The organism is Bradyrhizobium sp. GCM10028915, assembly GCF_042666195.1.
GTDB classification, from domain to species: domain Bacteria; phylum Pseudomonadota; class Alphaproteobacteria; order Rhizobiales; family Xanthobacteraceae; genus Bradyrhizobium; species Bradyrhizobium canariense_D.
The window spans coordinates 2281-17511 of sequence record NZ_JBHTFN010000057.1 but is presented as its reverse complement, the minus strand read 5'-3'; the positions used below and the strand labels follow the sequence as shown (position 1 = coordinate 17511).

The following is a 15231-nucleotide window of genomic DNA, read 5'->3' as shown; positions in this document are numbered from 1 at the left end:
TCGACGTTGCGATAGGGCACTGTTGCACTGGTTTCTGACACATCCTTGATGGTGCATGAGCGTCGCCAAGTGCCGTCGATCGCCATCATATGCGCGGGGAGCGCATGCTCGAAGGTGACGCGTCGTCCCTCCTGTTCCGTTTCTTTTGTCATTGCCGGTACTCAGATCGTTTTCGTAGCTCTTAATATGAAATCGACTAAGGCCTCGTAACCGAGTTTGGGAAAAAGCAGCAAAGACCGCCGCCCAACCGGAGCATCTCAGTAAAGTCTTAATTGCTTTCATCCCGCTTCCGAACTGTTGCGCCGACAGCTCCCTAAGGCTGCTCGGGGAATAGGTAAGCCCGCGGCGGGAAAAGTTGTCGCGGGAACAAGTTGCAATTTGGGGCGTTAACGGGCGTTGCTGGGGGGAATCATCGTGCCGACCTCTGAGTACTATTTGAAGCAAGCCGAAATCGCGTCCCGGATGGCACTGTCAGAACCCGACTGTCAAAAAGCGAGAGCCATGCATATCCTCGCCTTGGACTATTTCGACAAGGCCTACCGTGCGAAGGTCCGAGAAGCGCCGCCACCGCATCCAACCAGCTCATCCAACATCATCCAGTTGAGAAGGTCATAGTTGGCGGTTCAGATGTCACCGCTTGGACGGCGGCGAATTCTTAACTTGGATCAATACGCTCGCGCTTAACTCACCACGACCGACGATTTGGGACTTACAGGACCGGTTTCATCCCTGGTAAGTTATATTCCATCCCCGGCAGATACCATTGGGCGCCGGCGCTGAGAGTTCAATCGACTCCCGCCTATCAGGCCGGAGTGGCGTGTCGTCATTTAGGTCGCATGAGAGTGATCCGATGCCGGCAAATCTTGCGTCAGCGCTCATTACGAAACTCGCTGTGTCAAACCACCTGGATGGCGAAGACATCCGCGCCATTCAGGGCCTGCGGATTCGCGAACGGCATCTCGGCGCCCGTGAAAACATAGTCGCTGATGGCGTTCGTCCCGGCGAGTGCTGCCTGATCGTTGAGGGGTTTGCCTTCCGCTCGAAAACGACCGCCGACGGAGAGCGACAGGTCCTGTCCTTGCATATTCCCGGCGACATACCTGACCTTCAAAGCCTTCACCTCGGGATCATGGACCATGATCTGGTCAGCCTTTCGCCTTGCACGCTTGGGTTCATTTCGCACGCCGAGCTGACGGAGGTGACGGCGCGACACCCGCACCTGGCCGCGGCGTTGTGGCGAGAGACGCTGATCGATGGTTCTATCTTCCGAGAATGGATCGTGAATGTCGGGCGGCGGGCCGCGCTGCAGCGACTGGCTCACCTGTTGATCGAAATGCACGAGCGACTTCAAGCAATCGGGCGCACTCGCGGCGGCGAGTTTAGCTTGCCCATCACTCAAGTTGATCTTGGCGATTGTTTGGGACTTTCAGTGGTCCATACGAACCGTACACTTCAAGCTCTGCGCGGGGAACGGTTGGTTGAGACGGACAAATCCGGCTTCAACTTGCTCGACCAGGAACGCTTGGAAGAGCTGGCAGGGTTCGATCGCACCTATCTCCATCTGACGCCAAGCCGTTAGAAACTCAGAGCCTCACAGTCTATCAGGCCAATCAGGAAAGTAAGGCCGTCCTCAGTGGGCGACCTCTTCGAAAACTAAAACAGCGCCGCTCGTGATCGGGTCGGTTGGCGCACTGCAACGGCACGTCCTGAGCTGAGTTGGAGGCGCTAATTTGCTGTTATGCATCGTTGATACTTCGCGCTGCGGCTGCTGACGCCGCGAGGACCTGCTGACGCTCCATTAGGAACCTGCCCTCAGTACTTGGTTTGTTGTCTCGCTCGGTCATCCGAGCTGGCGGAGCGGGCCCTCGGCCTATAACCTCCAGCCCCCTGAAGCCGGGGCCGTTTCTCCGCCGTCCGGGTGGGCCTGCCTACGGCCACAGTGGCCTATGAGTGGAGCGCGGTGCCCTGAAGAACCATCTTGTTGACCCCGGACGCTTGCAGGACTGCGATGAGGTCGCTTGTCCAGAAAGCACGATCATGGCCTTGGCTGCCGAGGACGAGCTAGAAGCTTTGCGGATTGGGAAAAAAATGGCGGCCATGCTCAACAAGGCAATTACCGTCAGAGCTGCCGACGGCAGGATTGGCGAGGCTGCAGCCGCCAAGATCGACCCTTCGCTGACCTAGACGGGAAGCTGAGCGCTACCGCGGCGTAAGCTGATGCGTTCGCACAACGGGCATCGACGCGCCAGTGTCGTACTGTTCACTTGCGATCCGCTCAACCGTCGAGCGATGCCTCTTGAAGGTCTCAATAACGTCGCTTGGGCTGGTTCCGTCTGCTGCAGCGCGATCCCGCAGGGCGGCTATATCCACTCGGCAATCGATGCGGTCGTCGCCCGCGAACATCGCAAAGAGCAACACTTCATTGTTCGCGGCATCGAACTCGCCAGATGGATCAGAGGTAAGGGGCATCTCGGGAAGTCCGTTGCGTCAGTCTTCGATAAATCGCGGCCAGCTGGGATGAAGTCTCACCGTCGTCCCAGCGCTCAGCCTTCAGCCTAAAGAACGGCCCCAGGCCAAGGTGGCACGACCTAGGGCTGAGGCCGCTCCCGGCTACCGAACCGATAGCCTCATGCGTCTGAAACGCATGCAGAACCAAGAGCGGCTAATGGGCATCGTTCCTATCGCCGCTTCTCCATCGCTCCGGCTGATCCGACGGGGCGCTGGCCTGATCCCGAAGTGGCCTAGTTTGATTTGAGCAGCGGCCGGTCTTGCTGTCTAACGTGCATCCGGGAACCAGCGCACTTAAGCTGCATTAAAAAACTGAACGGCCCAATTGAGGGATTGGCCTATGGGCGCGGAGCGTATGCACCCACCGAAATATTGGCTTGTGCGTGCGGAGGAGTTCCACACTAAAGCGGATAACTGCCAATATCCGGGGACCAGAGACTCGCTCCATCAAGCTGCGAAGAACTTCGAGGAGTTGGCTCGTCAACCGCAGATGATCCTCAATCTCACCACCCAATCCGATGAGCGCGGTCTAGAAGCCCGCCGGGTGGCACAAGAACACGCGGACGATCAGCGCGCTATCATGGACCAGCTACGGCAACGGATGGACTAAGGCCGCCGCACCGGGCGACCTCTTTCTTTGCCCGCAAGCATCTTCCACACATGGCCCATCAGCGAAGTGGCGATTGAGGTGCGCTTGGTGGGGTAGAGTAGCGGACATACCTATAGAACAGCCGACTGAATTCGTTCTCGCCATCAACCTCAAAGCGGCCCAAACTCTTGGTGTGTCCATCCCCCCAACGCTGCTCAGCCGAGCCGTTAAAGTGATAGATTGAGGTCCGGTTGTGTGAAGGGTTTCCGATGCCGGCCCCATGACGGTGTTGCCGCGCACACGGGGGCCGGCGTTCGAAAGCCTCCAAAAGGAGCAAACCGCGCTGGGGGGACGTAGGACGATGCCGCGTGATCGAGCTAGTCGCGTCAAACAACCTTCAGACGATCAGGACGATCGCCTATGGGAATTTATGTTTGGCGGCACCTGTACTTTCAATGGCTTGGCTATAGCAAAAATACCACACCACACAATCTAAACGTGAGCTCCTCATATTTGAAGGCCATGAGGCAAACTGATCTCCGGCGGCTGGAAAGCCCCCGGAGCTATCAGAGCCGAAACGGTTTCGAGCTGCTCGTTGAGCATCACCGCATTTGTAAGTCTGCTTACGTAAAGGCCTGTACAGGGGCCAACTAGCGCGACGTTGCACACAATCGCGATCGAGGATTCGAGCTGGCTCTTGTGCAATGGTTGGTGCTCCGCCACGAACTTCCAGATCAGCACGTCCTCGATCATCGGATCGTCGCCAGCTACGCACCAATTGCCCCGCTCGTCACAATGAGCTGTCGCCTATTGCTTCGCCGTGTCGCCAGCCGCGGCGTTCTACCGCGCGAGCGGTTTAGTCCTCTGACCCCGGAACGGACATTGGCCTTGTCGTAATCACCCCAATGAGCCCGCAAAGATACGAACTCTCGAAAAGTTTGTAACAAAAAAGCCCCGGACGATGCCGGGGCCTTTCGGTGCGAATTTCAGATATGAATAGTTGTGCTGCTATCGCGAGAGCGTCGTCGACCTCAGGCGCACTATGGCAAGGTTAGCTCCCGAAAATGCTTTTCAGGAAGCTTTTCACGTCTTCGTGCGCCTTCTTCGTAGCACCTTCGCTGTAGGCAGCGGTGACTCCTTTTTCGTAACATGGATCATTCGGCCCAGTCGGCTGCTGGGTTTCGACGTTCACAATATTCCCGCCGCCTGCTTCTGCAAAATGACAATTTCGCAGAGAATTAATCTGAGCAAATTTCGCTTCTTGTCTGAACAGAGGTGCGTCGAATACGTGATGCGCCTCCGGATACTCGATATATTTAACGTTCTTGCCGGCTTTCGAGAGACGATCCGAATATTCCCTGCAATTCTTCGACGGAACCCAGTCGTCCGCCGAGCCATGCAGCAAAAGAAGCGGACTCGTGATTTCGGCATCCTCGTTGTAGGCGACGTTGCAGATCGGGTAGACGCCAATATGCGCAACAAACTTCGCCTCAGTGTTCAACATATTCTGGAAGCGTTGCAGATCAGAGTAGATGGCGGACGGCCCGCCATGGGAAAATCCCATGACGGCAATCTTCGACGCGTCGACCTGCGGGTGTTTCGCGAGAATATTCAGCGCACCGTAGGCATCGGCAACTCTCACGATCGGCGAAATCTTGCCGAGATCCGCAAAAGAGTAAACGCCGCGGCTACTGAAACTATCGACGACAAAGGCACCGATCCCTGCTTCGTTGAGTGCACGAGCCCAGGTATCGACTTGACCTTCACTTCCACCGACCGCAGGAGCGCCGTGCATCAAGACGACGACCGGCTGTCTACCTTCCATTTTTGGCAGCCTCAGCTGCCCAGCGATCATGACAGGTGTCCCCCTGCTTCCCTTGAAGAAAGTCGGAGGCGGAAACGTTGCTCGACTCGAACGCGAGCATCGCTTGTCGAGCATATTGGGCTTCTGCAGTCGACGTTGCTGTAATCACGCTCGCAAACAAACACGCAATGAAACGGTTTTTCATGACAATACCCTTCACAGCACGGGGAACGCGTAAAATGACTTAAGTGATCTGCTGGCCTCTCCCCGACCGTCAGCATTATCCTGCCTTTCGAGGGTTATGGCTGACCATAGACATACTTTTGTTGGGGCCAGTTACTCACACGAACTTACAAAGCAATTGGCGCGACCGTCAACAAGACAACTGTGCAGCGCACGTGAATTGCTGCTCGTTGTTTGTTCTCGCCGATAGTACAAGAGGTGAGATTTTCTCCTTGGCAGCCGGGGCAGCGCTGCCGACGATCTATCAAACCCAAGCGTATGTGCGTTTAGAGGCTTGCTTCCTATTCCGCCAACCTCATGCCGGTGTTTCGCAGGGCAGCTCACTACGTCGACAATATTTTCAAGGGAACTGCCCTTCGTCAAATTCCAGTCGAACAGCCAGTAACTTTCGACCTCGCTATAAACCTGAAAACGGCGGCGTCGCTCGGCCTGACCTTTCCTGACAGCCTGATTGCTCGGGCTGACACGGAAATAAGGGAGAGTCAGCTTAGCTGCCGTAGCTGACCTGCGGCGCGCAAGCCGTGAGGCCCGCTTGTGACAGATGTTAGGAGGCTTACCGAACATAAAAATACTTGATTCTGCCCGCTCGACACCTTCTAAAGTCGGAGGCTGCACCACTGGTATGGAGCTTTGTCATGCGGCGTCGCGAGTTCACGCGGCTGGTTGGCGGTGCAATAGTTTTAGCCGTGAGTGATATTTCCTTTGCAGTAGCACAGGATCGCGTTCGCCGTATCGGAGCCCTTATTACGACCCCCTTGGCAAAAGCGGTTCTCGAGAAAGTTCTCGGCGAACGGGGGTGGACCTTGGGCCGAAACCTGCTGATCGATTATCGGATTACCGGGGGCGAGACCGAACGGTCGCGGCAGGGAGCCCGTGAATTGCTTGCTGCAAATCCTGACGTGATATTTGCCACAACGAATACGTCGATGGCTGCTCTCCAAGCCGAAGGATCCCGCGTTCCCACGGTGTTTGCCATGGTGAGCGATCCTGTCGGGATGCATTACGTCGCAAGCTTCGCCCGTCCCGGCGGAAACGTGACAGGATTTACCCCATTTGAGCCTACACTTGGCGGCAAGTGGATATCTCTGTTGAAGGAAGTTGCGCCAGACTTGGTCAGAGTAGGGGTGATCTATAACCCAGAGCCGGGAAACAACTCGGCCGCATTCCGACAGTCGATCGATGAGGTTGCGAACCGGACCGGGATAGCTTCGATTGAGACACCCAAGAGAGATGTCGCTGGGATCGAAGAGCTTATCTTTTCATTCAGGGAGAAGCCCAACAGCGGATTGATCTTCTTGCCCGACGCGGTCACTGCGGTTCAAAAAGATCGGATGGTTGCAATTGTCACGGAGTGTCGACTTCCGGCCGTTTATTCGCTTCGGCTCTTTTGCGACGCGGGCGGATTGATTTCTTACGGGCCCGATCTGAAAAAAATGTACGCTGGCGCCGCCTCATACGTCGATCGAATATTACGAGGCGCGAAGCCTGCCGAGATGCCCGTACAAGCTCCGACAGAGTTTGAGTTGATCATAAACCAGAAAGCGGCAAGGCAAGTTGGAGTGCGGCTACCCAGCGCTCTCATTGCGCGCGCTGATGATGTTATCGAATAGCTCGGCGACGTTGCGCTATCCTCTCAGCCGTCCTGCCGGCTGTCGCCCTACCGCGCGAGCGGTTTAGTCCTTTGGCCCGTAGCTGCCTCTCTGCGTCGAAGCCTGCTCGTCCGCTTGCTGGGTGCCAGCGGGCCAAGGAGGGGCATTGCCGCGACGCCCGCGTGTGACCCGTTCCGGACTTGCACGACCAGTCCGCATCGGCCTTGTCGCGGCCAGGTATTGCGGGCAGACTAACCGCGGCATGAAAGGGCAGATGTCATGCAGCGCCGGCTTGCAGCCATTCTAGCGGCGGATGTGGTCGGCTACAGCCGGCTGATGGGCGTCGACGAGGTGGGGACCCTTAATTCCCTCAAATCTCGCCGCCGGGAACTGGTCGACTGCGGCATTTCCGAGCACCACGGCCGCATCGTCAAAACCACCGGCGATGGGATGCTGGTGGAATTCGCGAGCGTCGTGGATGCGGTGGCCTGCGCGGTCAAGATTCAGCGCAGCATGGTTGGGCGCAACGCAGGCATCCCTGCAGAGCGGCAGATCGTGTTCCGGATCGGGATCAACGTCGGCGACATCATCATCGACGGTGATGATATTTTCGGTGATGGCGTCAACATCGCGGCGCGCTTGGAAACGCTCTGCGAGCCGGGCGGCGTATGCATATCAAGGGCGGCGAACGACCAGATCCGCGACAAGCTGTCGATGGCTTTTGCAGATCTGGGCGAGCAGGCTGTGAAGAACATCTCGCGCGCGGTCGGCGTGTTCGGGCTCACTGCCAAGGACATCGAGGCAATTCCAGACGCCGCGATTCCCTCGTCTGCGGAAGACACGGTGGCGGCGTCAACCGTCCAACACAAGCAGGAGATTCACTTCTGCCAGGCCGGGGACGGCGTGCAGCTGGCCTACGCCCGGATGGGCCAAGGGCATCCGCTGGTGAAGACAGGGCACTGGATGACCCACATTGAATTCGACTTCGAAAGTCCGATCTGGCGGCATCTCTACCAGGAATTGTGCCGCGAGCACGATTTTGTCCGTTACGACGCAAGGGGAAATGGGCTTTCGGATCGCGAGGTCCCGGACATTACATTCGAGCGGTTCGTGGACGACCTCGAAGCGGTCGTTGACGCCGCAGGCATCGAGCGGTTCGCGTTGCTCGGCATATCGCAGGGGTGCGCGGTTTCGGTCGCTTACGCGGTCCGGCATCCGGAGCGGGTTTCACATCTGGTTCTCTACGGAGGTTACGTCGTCGGCTGGAAGAAGCGCGCCAAGACCGAGGCGGAAAAAGCAGCCGGAGACGCGATGTTGACGCTGATGCGGCTGGGATGGGGGCAGGAAAATCCGGCCTTCAGGCAGATGTTCACGTCCCAGTTCATTCCGGACGCCAGCAAGGAGCAGGCCGACTGGTTCAACGAGTTCCAACGCATCTCGAGCTCGGCCGAAGACGCCGCACGCAATCTTCTGGCGAATGGCGAAGTGGAAATCAGTTCGCTGCTGCCGCAGGTGAAGGTGCCGGCCCTCGTCATGCATTGCCGCAATGACGCGAGGGTACCATTCGAGGCCGGTCGCCGGCTGGCCGCGGGAATTCCCGGCGCCCGCTTCGTCCCGCTCGAGGGTCGGAACCACATCATGCTGGAAGGCGAACCGGCTTTGGCTCGCTTTCTGGACGAGCTACGAACATTTGTAGCGTCCGATATCAAACACTGAATACATTTTGGGATGGGTACGGCGGGTCTGCTTTTTGCCGACCAGTATGCGCCAAGGGTTTCCCTTGATATCCGCTCTTGACCGATTCTGTTGAAAAAGTCGAAAATAACGCCGATGCGAAAATCTCGCAAAAGCTTGCCTCCTTCTGATTTCTTCCGAGAACACGTTCTTCAGGCGAGGAAGAAGTTCGCTGAATGATTTTGATGACGTTGATGTGGTCCGCCGCGCTTGACAGCGCAAAACGCACCAGCGGCTCTTAAAAATTGGAGCCCGACGGCAACGAGGACTTTTTCAACAGAATCGACCCTGAGCCGACGTCGACCAAATTACGATTTGCGCAACGGCAGTCGAATACGGAAAACCGCGCCCCCTTCGGCCGGATTGTGCGCCGATATCGTTCCGTTGTGGGCCTCGATAACTGTTCGCGCGATTGACAATCCCATCCCCATGCCGTGCGTCTTAGTCGTGACAAACGGTTCAAACACGCCTTGGAGCTTGTCAGGCGGGATGCCCCGACCAGTATCGGCAATTGCTACTTCGGCAGATTCGTCGCAAAGCGCAGTCTGGATTGTCAGCCTGCGGTCAGAGGCCGGACATTCGGACATCGCATCCATCGCGTTGACGATGACGTTCACCAGGACCTGCTGAATTTGAACCCGGTCTCCGCTGATCGGCAGCAATGGGACTCCAATGGCAGTTCTCACATCGACCTGCCGCGCAGCAGCTTGGCCGGAAAGCAGTGCAACCGCCTGCCGGACATTCTCGTTGAGGTCGATGGGGTTTACCTCGAATGGCATCTTCTTGATCAGGGTCCGAATGCGTCGAAGGACTTCACTCGCCCGCACATCGTCGCGGTTGATGTCGGCAGCGATTTCCCGAATTTCACTGATGTCCGGCGTCGAGGACTGGAGCATCGACTGGATCGTTTCAACGTTAATCAGAATGGACCCGAGGGGTTGGCTTACCTCGTGCGCGATCAAGGCGGCCATTGCTTCCATGCTCGCGAACTTTTCGTGTCGCTCACGCCGCAGCACATCGTTTGACCGAGCCAAGTGGACATAAAGCCACGTCGTTTCCGCAAGCAGTATGATCAGGACAATGCTCGAGGTAATAAGCGAGAATACTCGCCCCGCGTAGAAGCCGACACTGAAGCGAACGGTTGGCAGCAGGCCGCTGAAGGCCAGTTCCGCAATAAACACTGCAGCCACCACAATTAGCCAAAGGTCGAGCACTGAACGCCGCCGGATTAACAAAACGGTGAGGCCGGCGGCGGTGATCACTATTGTGAACCCGATTGGATATGTCACGAAGGGACTCAGCCGGGAGCCGTCAACAATGATTAGAGGTAGCAGCGTCTCACCGCCGGTCGTTAGCCAGGTGATCCCGATCACCAACGCGACCACAGTTGCCACGCACCAGCCGATCTCACGTCCGACCGGTGCTTCGGAGGCGGGCCCGTCGAGCTTCACGTCCTTCGATATCGCGTAACCCAACAGAGCCGCGGCGAAGCCAAGATGCCAGAAGATGAAAAGCCATGACCCCGTCTGCAGGCCGGCACCGAAGAGTCCTGTTGGCGAGAACGCGCCCGAAAAGGTAAGTGCGTGAGGAATGACGATGAATGCCGTGAACAAGTAGCCGCTCGCCAACACAAGGAGCGAGCGCGAACGGGAAATCGAAAACTGGGCGTACAACAGAACAGCGGTAATCAGGTCAGTGACCAGAACAATGGCATCGAGTGAGGGAAAAAGGGTGTTGAGTGCCGCGCCCGGCCTATCGGAGAACTGAACCACGGCCGCAAAGCCAATCAATGTAACTAATAACACAGCGACCGCCGCTCGCGTCTGACGCCTTGTCGGCGGCAAGTCCGTAAGCAATATCTCGGAAACAGATGTATGGTCTTCCGTAACCATCGTCGGTGCCATATCGGAACAGCATTCCGGCGCCAAAGCAAGCCGGTGGCAACCCGAGAGTGAGCACTGATCAGGCGACCAAGGTGATCAGACCCGACGGGTTAGCCGAGTGCTTTGAGCCGGGCCTCCGTTGGACGGTTTCGATCTCGTCGATCAGTACGGAGCCGAGAGCAGAATGAGGAAAAGCGCTCTAGCCGCCTTGTATCTGGCCGCGGCTTGGCTTTCGCCCAACCAGAGATCGCGATCGCGCCTTCGCTGGCGCACACGCGCCAGCTCCATCGTCGACCCCGGCTCTTAAGCCGATGTCAAAGCTTGCGAAACGATCTGGCATTGCACTGCACAAGATCTGCGGGCGCCGAGAGTGGGCGATAGCCGTGAGCCGATCCATGGAGATGCCCCTCTGCGGCGACGAATATTCGCGGCGTGAGGTGTCACCGAATTAATTTGCGGCTGCAGGAAATTGTTTGAATACTAATGAGCCGCGGTATAGCATTGTTCTCGCTCAAGTTTTCTTGGCGCCACTTCATTGGCGGGTTCACTTGCACGGATCCGCAACGCGGCACTGTGCGGCTCAGAGACTATCATGTCAGCCTCCAACAGGATTGCGCTCTTCGTCGACGGAGCAAATCTGTACGCCACAGCGAAAACGCTCGGCTTCGATATCGACTACAAGCGCCTTCTGACCGAATTCCAGAGCCGCGGTACGCTTCTGCGCGCGTTCTATTACACGGCCATTATCGAGGACCAAGAGTTCTCCTCGATCCGTCCGCTGATCGATTGGCTCGACTATAACGGCTACACCGTCGTCACCAAGCCGATCAAGGAATTCATCGACGCCGTCGGCCGGCGCAAGGTCAAGGGCAACATGGACATTGAGCTCGCCGTCAATGCCATGGAGCTCGCCGAGCATATCGATGAGATGGTGCTGTTCTCGGGTGACGGCGACTTCCGGTCCCTGGTCGAGGCGGTGCAGCGCCACGGCGTTCGGGTCACCGTCATTTCCACGATCGCCAGCCAGCCGCCGATGATCGCCGACGAGCTGCGCCGCCAGGCCGATGTGTTCACCGATCTTATCGAGCTCCAAGCCAAGATCGGCCGAAATCCATCCGAACGCCCCGTCCAGCGCGAGTCGCGCTATCGCCCGCAGCAGAGCGCAGAGCGTCAGACCATCGCGGGACCGAAGGGAAATGATAGCGTTCTCGAAGAGTAATCCTGAGCGAGACCGCTGGTCCAGCCTCTGACCGCACTTGATCGTTCGTTCAAGTTATATCCGCGGGATGAGCTTGACGAATGAGCCCGGCATTTGCGCCGGGCTGATCGCTAGTAAGGTTCAGGTGCTGAGCAACGACCAAATAGAGAAGATCGTTCGTGATCCGTCGGTTCGGATTCCGACGTTGCATGCCCCCTCAAGTGCTTCGCATGCATCTTGCTGCACGACCTCGCACTGTGCTCGATAGCATCGAGCTGCGAAATCCGCGCGCGAGAATGCGCACCAAATTGCATTCGAAACTAATATGAACCCTAAAGCGAAAGTAGTTCCGCTTTGATGCTCTGACGGAACTAAACTCGCTGCCGTGAAGGACAAATTTAGTTATGTCTAATAATCATGATGACTCCTTCGCAAAATTGAAAAATAAGTTTGGGGAAAACACGGGAGGTTGGAAATGGAAACTGTCCGCCGCCTTCGGGCAATGGCGTCGCTTTGCCGACAGACTGCCGCGCTTCATCCTGAGAGAAGCTGGAAGCTGCTCGCAGAGGCAGAGTACTGGGACCATCTGGCGGCTACAGTTGTAGCTCACTAAGCCCACCAAGTAGCGATTGCTCAATTATCCTGTTTTACGTGGCTCATTAATTTCAGTCATATTCCGGGGCAGGTAATGACGAATATTCGCCAAATTTACAGCTGTGCTGTTCTGCACGCACGTCTCCAAGCGCTCATCGCCGAGCTTAGAGAGGTGGAGAAGCTTCGAAATCGGCTTCTAAACACCCAGGCAAGAACGGCGGGCAGAAGACGGCGAGCAGGCAGCAGAGCAAGAGCTGTTCGGACACGACGGTAGATTGCACCCGAGCATTAATCCCATCAGCTCATCCGCGGCATGTGTCCAGGCACGGATCGTCGGGGCCCAGGTACGGTAAGCTGGGGCTGTTATAAATTCGAGGCAAGGCAAGTGCCTCGGTTCTCTACGGGCAATCGCACGTGCCTTCGTTCCGGCCATCCAGTCTCTTGGCCATCCTCTGTCTTCCTTGAGAAGCCCGCCGGGAGATCTCGAGTGTCTCGCCGAGATGGCAGGGCTTTGAGGGCATTCGAGATGGGGCCGTTCTTCGTCAACGGCGCAGATGGGGGCAGGAGCAGGTCCGGTTGATGTCGGCACCTGCGGGATCTCCGAGCAAGCTTTTGTCCATCGCTCGAAAACAAGGCTCATGTAAGTTTCGGATTCAGCGGGAGCGCCAGCCCGGTCAAAACAAGTCCATTATTAATGTCGTGCACAAACAGGACGAGTGCATCCTCCAACTGACAAAAACGGTGTCGTTAGGTGCGACTCCACCGCGCGGTGCCCGCGCTGCCGATCTGTTCTCTTGCCACTCACTGGCGCTGTCTTTTTACCCTTGCTGGCCCAAGTCGAATGGGAGCGGCCTAGGAGCCGACCAATGAGATACGTCAAAGAACTTAACTATAAAGAACAGACCAAGTCCGCCTCTCAGCTGCCAGCAATGGAAGTTGAGGCGCCGCCGAAAGAGATCGCAGATTGCGTTCTCGTGACACTAGCTGCTGCTTGGGTCGTGGCATTCAGCGCGGCAATTAATGTCGCGCCTCTCGGACCGAACAAGCAAAGGAGAGTCCGCCCCAGCATGTTTAAACCGCTGGCACCATGAGAGTAGGACTGGCAGCTCTGGCTCGCGAAGGTTTCGAAGGCATCATGATTCCGAATGGCTTCGTTTCCGCAAAGGCAGCCAGCCTTAGGGCCGGGTAACTCAGAAGCGGATTCAGAGTTACGGGGTTGCCGCCGCCACGAACGTGGCGGTTGGACTCGACGCAAGCAGTTCAGCCTTCCTCTACGAAGGGAAAATGGGCCCGCACGGTGCCAACAGGGAGAGGGCGGTAGCCGCTTGCCAAGATCGAGCGGCGCATGGAACAGATTAAAGTGGCGCTAATGTTCCGGGGAGGAACCAGTAATTTCGGCTGATTTAGAATAATTCTAAACTTGACGAACCCGGAAGCGCACACTACGTTAACCGGCGTTGGGTAATTCCCGAGGTAGCGTCTTTTAGGAGATAAGCCCCGTTTGACGTGGCCGCCCGAGGGTTCTAGCAAATATAAGGTCCGTTCGCACGGGCCTTATTTTTTTGTCGAGTACCAGTCATCACAGTAGCCGACATTATTTTTCAGCAGATCGGAGAACTTGGACTCTCCGCTCTCATACCTCCTAAATAACGCCCAAGAGAGAAAATCGACCGCCTGTAATCCCGGGACGTCGTGCGACTCTGCATGTGAGATCGTAAGATCTAGTTCGTGGCAGCAGTCACCCACCAATCTAGTTTCGACGTATCCATCGAACTTCATCTTGGAATGCGTTTCTTTGCTGCGTTGATCGACGACGATCTCGAGCGGCCCCGCGAAGTGCTTAGCGTAAGCGCGGCACAGGAGGGTCCCGCATAGGAAATTGTAGGCGATTCCGTATTCAGCTTTCATGATGTGGCTAGAAAGGTGTTTCTTTTTCGCAATGGAATAGTGGACCTTATTAGGCCCGGCGCAGATGGACTGAAGGATCTCGCCAATTATGTCTTCTCGCTTTGCGCTGATCTTCTCCGGTATACGCGGATTATGTGGCGAACCCCAAATCGACGTGCCCTTGATCTCAACGTCTTTGGGCCAGCCATCGTTGATTAATTTTGCCTTCTCTTTCCAAACTCGCTTTTCCAGAGCTTTCAGGTTTTCGGTGCAGAGCGCTGCAATGAGAAAGAATTCGCTTGACCTCTCATGCAGGCCAAGCTCGCCGGACTCGTCTATGAATAGGTAATGCATCGGATATGGTGCCCAGTTTCTTTGTGACTGAATTCGATTTTCCGTTACAATTCAACCCTTGATCGCCCGGCGGCAGGGTTCGCCATGCTCCGCCGGCGCGCGGAGCCGAAGCGCTGGACGCTTTATCGTATCGAGCATTGACAACCAAGGTGAGTTGCTCGGCCTCTAGCAAGGTCGTGGGGACACGTGCACGGACGAGAGAGGCAGTGTCGCACCTTCCCAGGCCGTAGAGTCGATCTCATTCAGCGGGCTGCAGCACTCGCTCCTGCACGGGCCGCTTTCTCTGGTCAACCGATTGGGCCCTGTCCGGGTCACCGGGCGGGAGTCCGAAGCCCTTCACCAGGCCGAAGATCGCCGGGATGACGATCAGCGTCAGCAGCGTGGATGAGATCATGCCGCCGATCATCGGCACCGCGATGCGCTGCATGATCTCGGACCCCGTCCCAGTGCTCCACATGATCGGTAGCAGGCCCGCCATGATCGCGACGACTGTCATCATCTTGGGCCGTACGCGCTCCACCGCGCCCTCCATGATGGCGTCATAGAGGTCGCCGCGGGTCAGGGCTCGCCCCTCGGCGGCGCGCCTCGCCGCGGTCTCCGCCAGCGCCTGGTTGAGATAGATCAGCATCACGACGCCGGTCTCGGCGGCGACGCCGGCGAGCGCGATGAAGCCAACCGCCACCGCGACGGAAAGGTTGAACCCCAACCACCACATTAGCCAGAGCCCCCCGACCAGCGCGAACGGCAGCGAGAGCATCACGATCATCGTCTCACTGATCGAACGGAAGTTCAGGTACAGCAGCAGGAAGATGATCAGCAGCGTCACGGGCACGACGATCTTCAGCCGT

At 57.1% G+C, this 15231-nt stretch carries 15 protein-coding genes; 8 read left to right on the top strand and 7 right to left on the bottom strand.

The genetic code is table 11. The features are described from left to right. Positions 1 to 850: 850 nt before the first annotated feature. The gene (locus ACFQX9_RS29210) at positions 851 to 1579 is read left to right on the top strand and encodes a Crp/Fnr family transcriptional regulator (RefSeq protein WP_377791243.1); all 729 of its coding nucleotides are present in this window, start codon (positions 851 to 853) and stop codon (positions 1577 to 1579) included. A 458-nt stretch (positions 1580 to 2037) separates the two neighbouring features. Next, on the top strand, positions 2038 to 2184 hold the full coding sequence (locus tag ACFQX9_RS29205) for a hypothetical protein (protein WP_377791242.1): 147 nt from the start codon (positions 2038 to 2040) through the stop codon (positions 2182 to 2184). Between the two features lie 15 nt (positions 2185 to 2199). On the opposite strand, the gene ACFQX9_RS29200 is transcribed toward ACFQX9_RS29205, so the two are convergent. After that, positions 2200 to 2469, bottom strand: coding sequence for a DUF1488 family protein (locus tag ACFQX9_RS29200; RefSeq protein ID WP_204512574.1), 270 nt, complete (start codon positions 2467 to 2469; stop codon positions 2200 to 2202). Positions 2470 to 2848: 379 nt separating this feature from the next. Here ACFQX9_RS29200 and ACFQX9_RS29195 point away from each other — a divergent pair, with 379 nt between their 5' ends. Continuing rightward, on the top strand, positions 2849 to 3118 hold the full coding sequence (locus tag ACFQX9_RS29195; protein WP_204512575.1) for a hypothetical protein: 270 nt from the start codon (positions 2849 to 2851) through the stop codon (positions 3116 to 3118). Between the two features lie 486 nt (positions 3119 to 3604). On the opposite strand, the gene ACFQX9_RS29190 is transcribed toward ACFQX9_RS29195, so the two are convergent. Both ACFQX9_RS29190 and ACFQX9_RS29185 read right to left on the bottom strand, forming a co-directional pair. Further along, positions 3605 to 3850 (bottom strand): hypothetical protein, encoded by a 246-nt coding sequence (locus tag ACFQX9_RS29190; RefSeq protein ID WP_204512576.1) that lies wholly within the window; start codon positions 3848 to 3850, stop codon positions 3605 to 3607. A gap of 298 nt (positions 3851 to 4148) precedes the next feature. Beyond that, positions 4149 to 4952, bottom strand: coding sequence for a dienelactone hydrolase family protein (locus tag ACFQX9_RS29185; RefSeq protein ID WP_204512577.1), 804 nt, complete (start codon positions 4950 to 4952; stop codon positions 4149 to 4151). Positions 4953 to 5441: 489 nt separating this feature from the next. On the opposite strand from ACFQX9_RS29185, the gene ACFQX9_RS29180 reads away from it, so the two are divergent. The 3 genes from ACFQX9_RS29180 to ACFQX9_RS29170 all read left to right on the top strand — a co-directional run bounded on the left by ACFQX9_RS29180 (position 5442) and on the right by ACFQX9_RS29170 (position 8449). Then, complete coding sequence (locus ACFQX9_RS29180) at positions 5442 to 5648, top strand: ABC transporter substrate binding protein (protein WP_204512578.1); 207 nt, start codon at positions 5442 to 5444, stop codon at positions 5646 to 5648. 131 nt (positions 5649 to 5779) lie between these two features. After that, the gene (locus ACFQX9_RS29175) at positions 5780 to 6754 is read left to right on the top strand and encodes an ABC transporter substrate-binding protein (RefSeq protein ID WP_204512579.1); all 975 of its coding nucleotides are present in this window, start codon (positions 5780 to 5782) and stop codon (positions 6752 to 6754) included. A 258-nt stretch (positions 6755 to 7012) separates the two neighbouring features. Then, positions 7013 to 8449 (top strand): alpha/beta fold hydrolase, encoded by a 1437-nt coding sequence (locus ACFQX9_RS29170; RefSeq protein ID WP_204512580.1) that lies wholly within the window; start codon positions 7013 to 7015, stop codon positions 8447 to 8449. Here the strand turns inward: ACFQX9_RS29170 and ACFQX9_RS29165 are convergent. Then, positions 8439 to 8696: a hypothetical protein gene (locus tag ACFQX9_RS29165; protein ID WP_204512581.1), complete on the bottom strand. Its 258-nt coding sequence runs from the start codon at positions 8694 to 8696 to the stop codon at positions 8439 to 8441. The genes ACFQX9_RS29170 and ACFQX9_RS29165 overlap by 11 nt on opposite strands. Positions 8697 to 8775: 79 nt before the next feature. After that, the gene (locus ACFQX9_RS29160; RefSeq protein WP_377791241.1) at positions 8776 to 10371 is read right to left on the bottom strand and encodes an MASE4 domain-containing protein; all 1596 of its coding nucleotides are present in this window, start codon (positions 10369 to 10371) and stop codon (positions 8776 to 8778) included. Between the two features lie 571 nt (positions 10372 to 10942). On the opposite strand from ACFQX9_RS29160, the gene ACFQX9_RS29155 reads away from it, so the two are divergent. Both ACFQX9_RS29155 and ACFQX9_RS29150 read left to right on the top strand, forming a co-directional pair. Beyond that, a complete protein-coding gene (locus tag ACFQX9_RS29155) occupies positions 10943 to 11569 on the top strand; it encodes an NYN domain-containing protein (RefSeq protein ID WP_204512583.1) in 627 nt (208 codons plus the stop codon). Between the two features lie 1439 nt (positions 11570 to 13008). Beyond that, positions 13009 to 13233, top strand: coding sequence for a hypothetical protein (locus ACFQX9_RS29150; RefSeq protein WP_204512584.1), 225 nt, complete (start codon positions 13009 to 13011; stop codon positions 13231 to 13233). A 463-nt stretch (positions 13234 to 13696) separates the two neighbouring features. Here the strand turns inward: ACFQX9_RS29150 and ACFQX9_RS29145 are convergent, their stop codons facing one another. Next, positions 13697 to 14383 carry a DUF3800 domain-containing protein gene (locus ACFQX9_RS29145; protein ID WP_204512585.1) on the bottom strand — a complete coding sequence of 229 codons (687 nt, stop codon included), beginning with the start codon at positions 14381 to 14383 and terminating at the stop codon, positions 13697 to 13699. 238 nt (positions 14384 to 14621) lie between these two features. Further along, positions 14622 to 15231, bottom strand: a 610-nt coding sequence (locus ACFQX9_RS29140) for an efflux RND transporter permease subunit (protein WP_377791240.1), incomplete at its 5' end; no start/stop codon positions are given.

Coding starts and splice junctions, on each gene's coding strand:
- ACFQX9_RS29190 (WP_204512576.1), bottom strand. CDS start 3,850: ATGATCGAGGACGTGCTGATCTGGAAGTTCGTGGCGGAGCACCAACCA.
- ACFQX9_RS29145 (WP_204512585.1), bottom strand. CDS start 14,383: ATGCATTACCTATTCATAGACGAGTCCGGCGAGCTTGGCCTGCATGAG.
- ACFQX9_RS29175 (WP_204512579.1), top strand. CDS start 5,780: ATGCGGCGTCGCGAGTTCACGCGGCTGGTTGGCGGTGCAATAGTTTTA.
- ACFQX9_RS29160 (WP_377791241.1), bottom strand. CDS start 10,371: ATGGCACCGACGATGGTTACGGAAGACCATACATCTGTTTCCGAGATA.
- ACFQX9_RS29155 (WP_204512583.1), top strand. CDS start 10,943: ATGTCAGCCTCCAACAGGATTGCGCTCTTCGTCGACGGAGCAAATCTG.
- ACFQX9_RS29180 (WP_204512578.1), top strand. CDS start 5,442: ATGCCGGTGTTTCGCAGGGCAGCTCACTACGTCGACAATATTTTCAAG.
- ACFQX9_RS29210 (WP_377791243.1), top strand. CDS start 851: ATGCCGGCAAATCTTGCGTCAGCGCTCATTACGAAACTCGCTGTGTCA.
- ACFQX9_RS29205 (WP_377791242.1), top strand. CDS start 2,038: ATGGCCTTGGCTGCCGAGGACGAGCTAGAAGCTTTGCGGATTGGGAAA.
- ACFQX9_RS29185 (WP_204512577.1), bottom strand. CDS start 4,952: ATGATCGCTGGGCAGCTGAGGCTGCCAAAAATGGAAGGTAGACAGCCG.
- ACFQX9_RS29150 (WP_204512584.1), top strand. CDS start 13,009: ATGAGATACGTCAAAGAACTTAACTATAAAGAACAGACCAAGTCCGCC.
- ACFQX9_RS29200 (WP_204512574.1), bottom strand. CDS start 2,469: ATGCCCCTTACCTCTGATCCATCTGGCGAGTTCGATGCCGCGAACAAT.
- ACFQX9_RS29170 (WP_204512580.1), top strand. CDS start 7,013: ATGCAGCGCCGGCTTGCAGCCATTCTAGCGGCGGATGTGGTCGGCTAC.
- ACFQX9_RS29195 (WP_204512575.1), top strand. CDS start 2,849: ATGGGCGCGGAGCGTATGCACCCACCGAAATATTGGCTTGTGCGTGCG.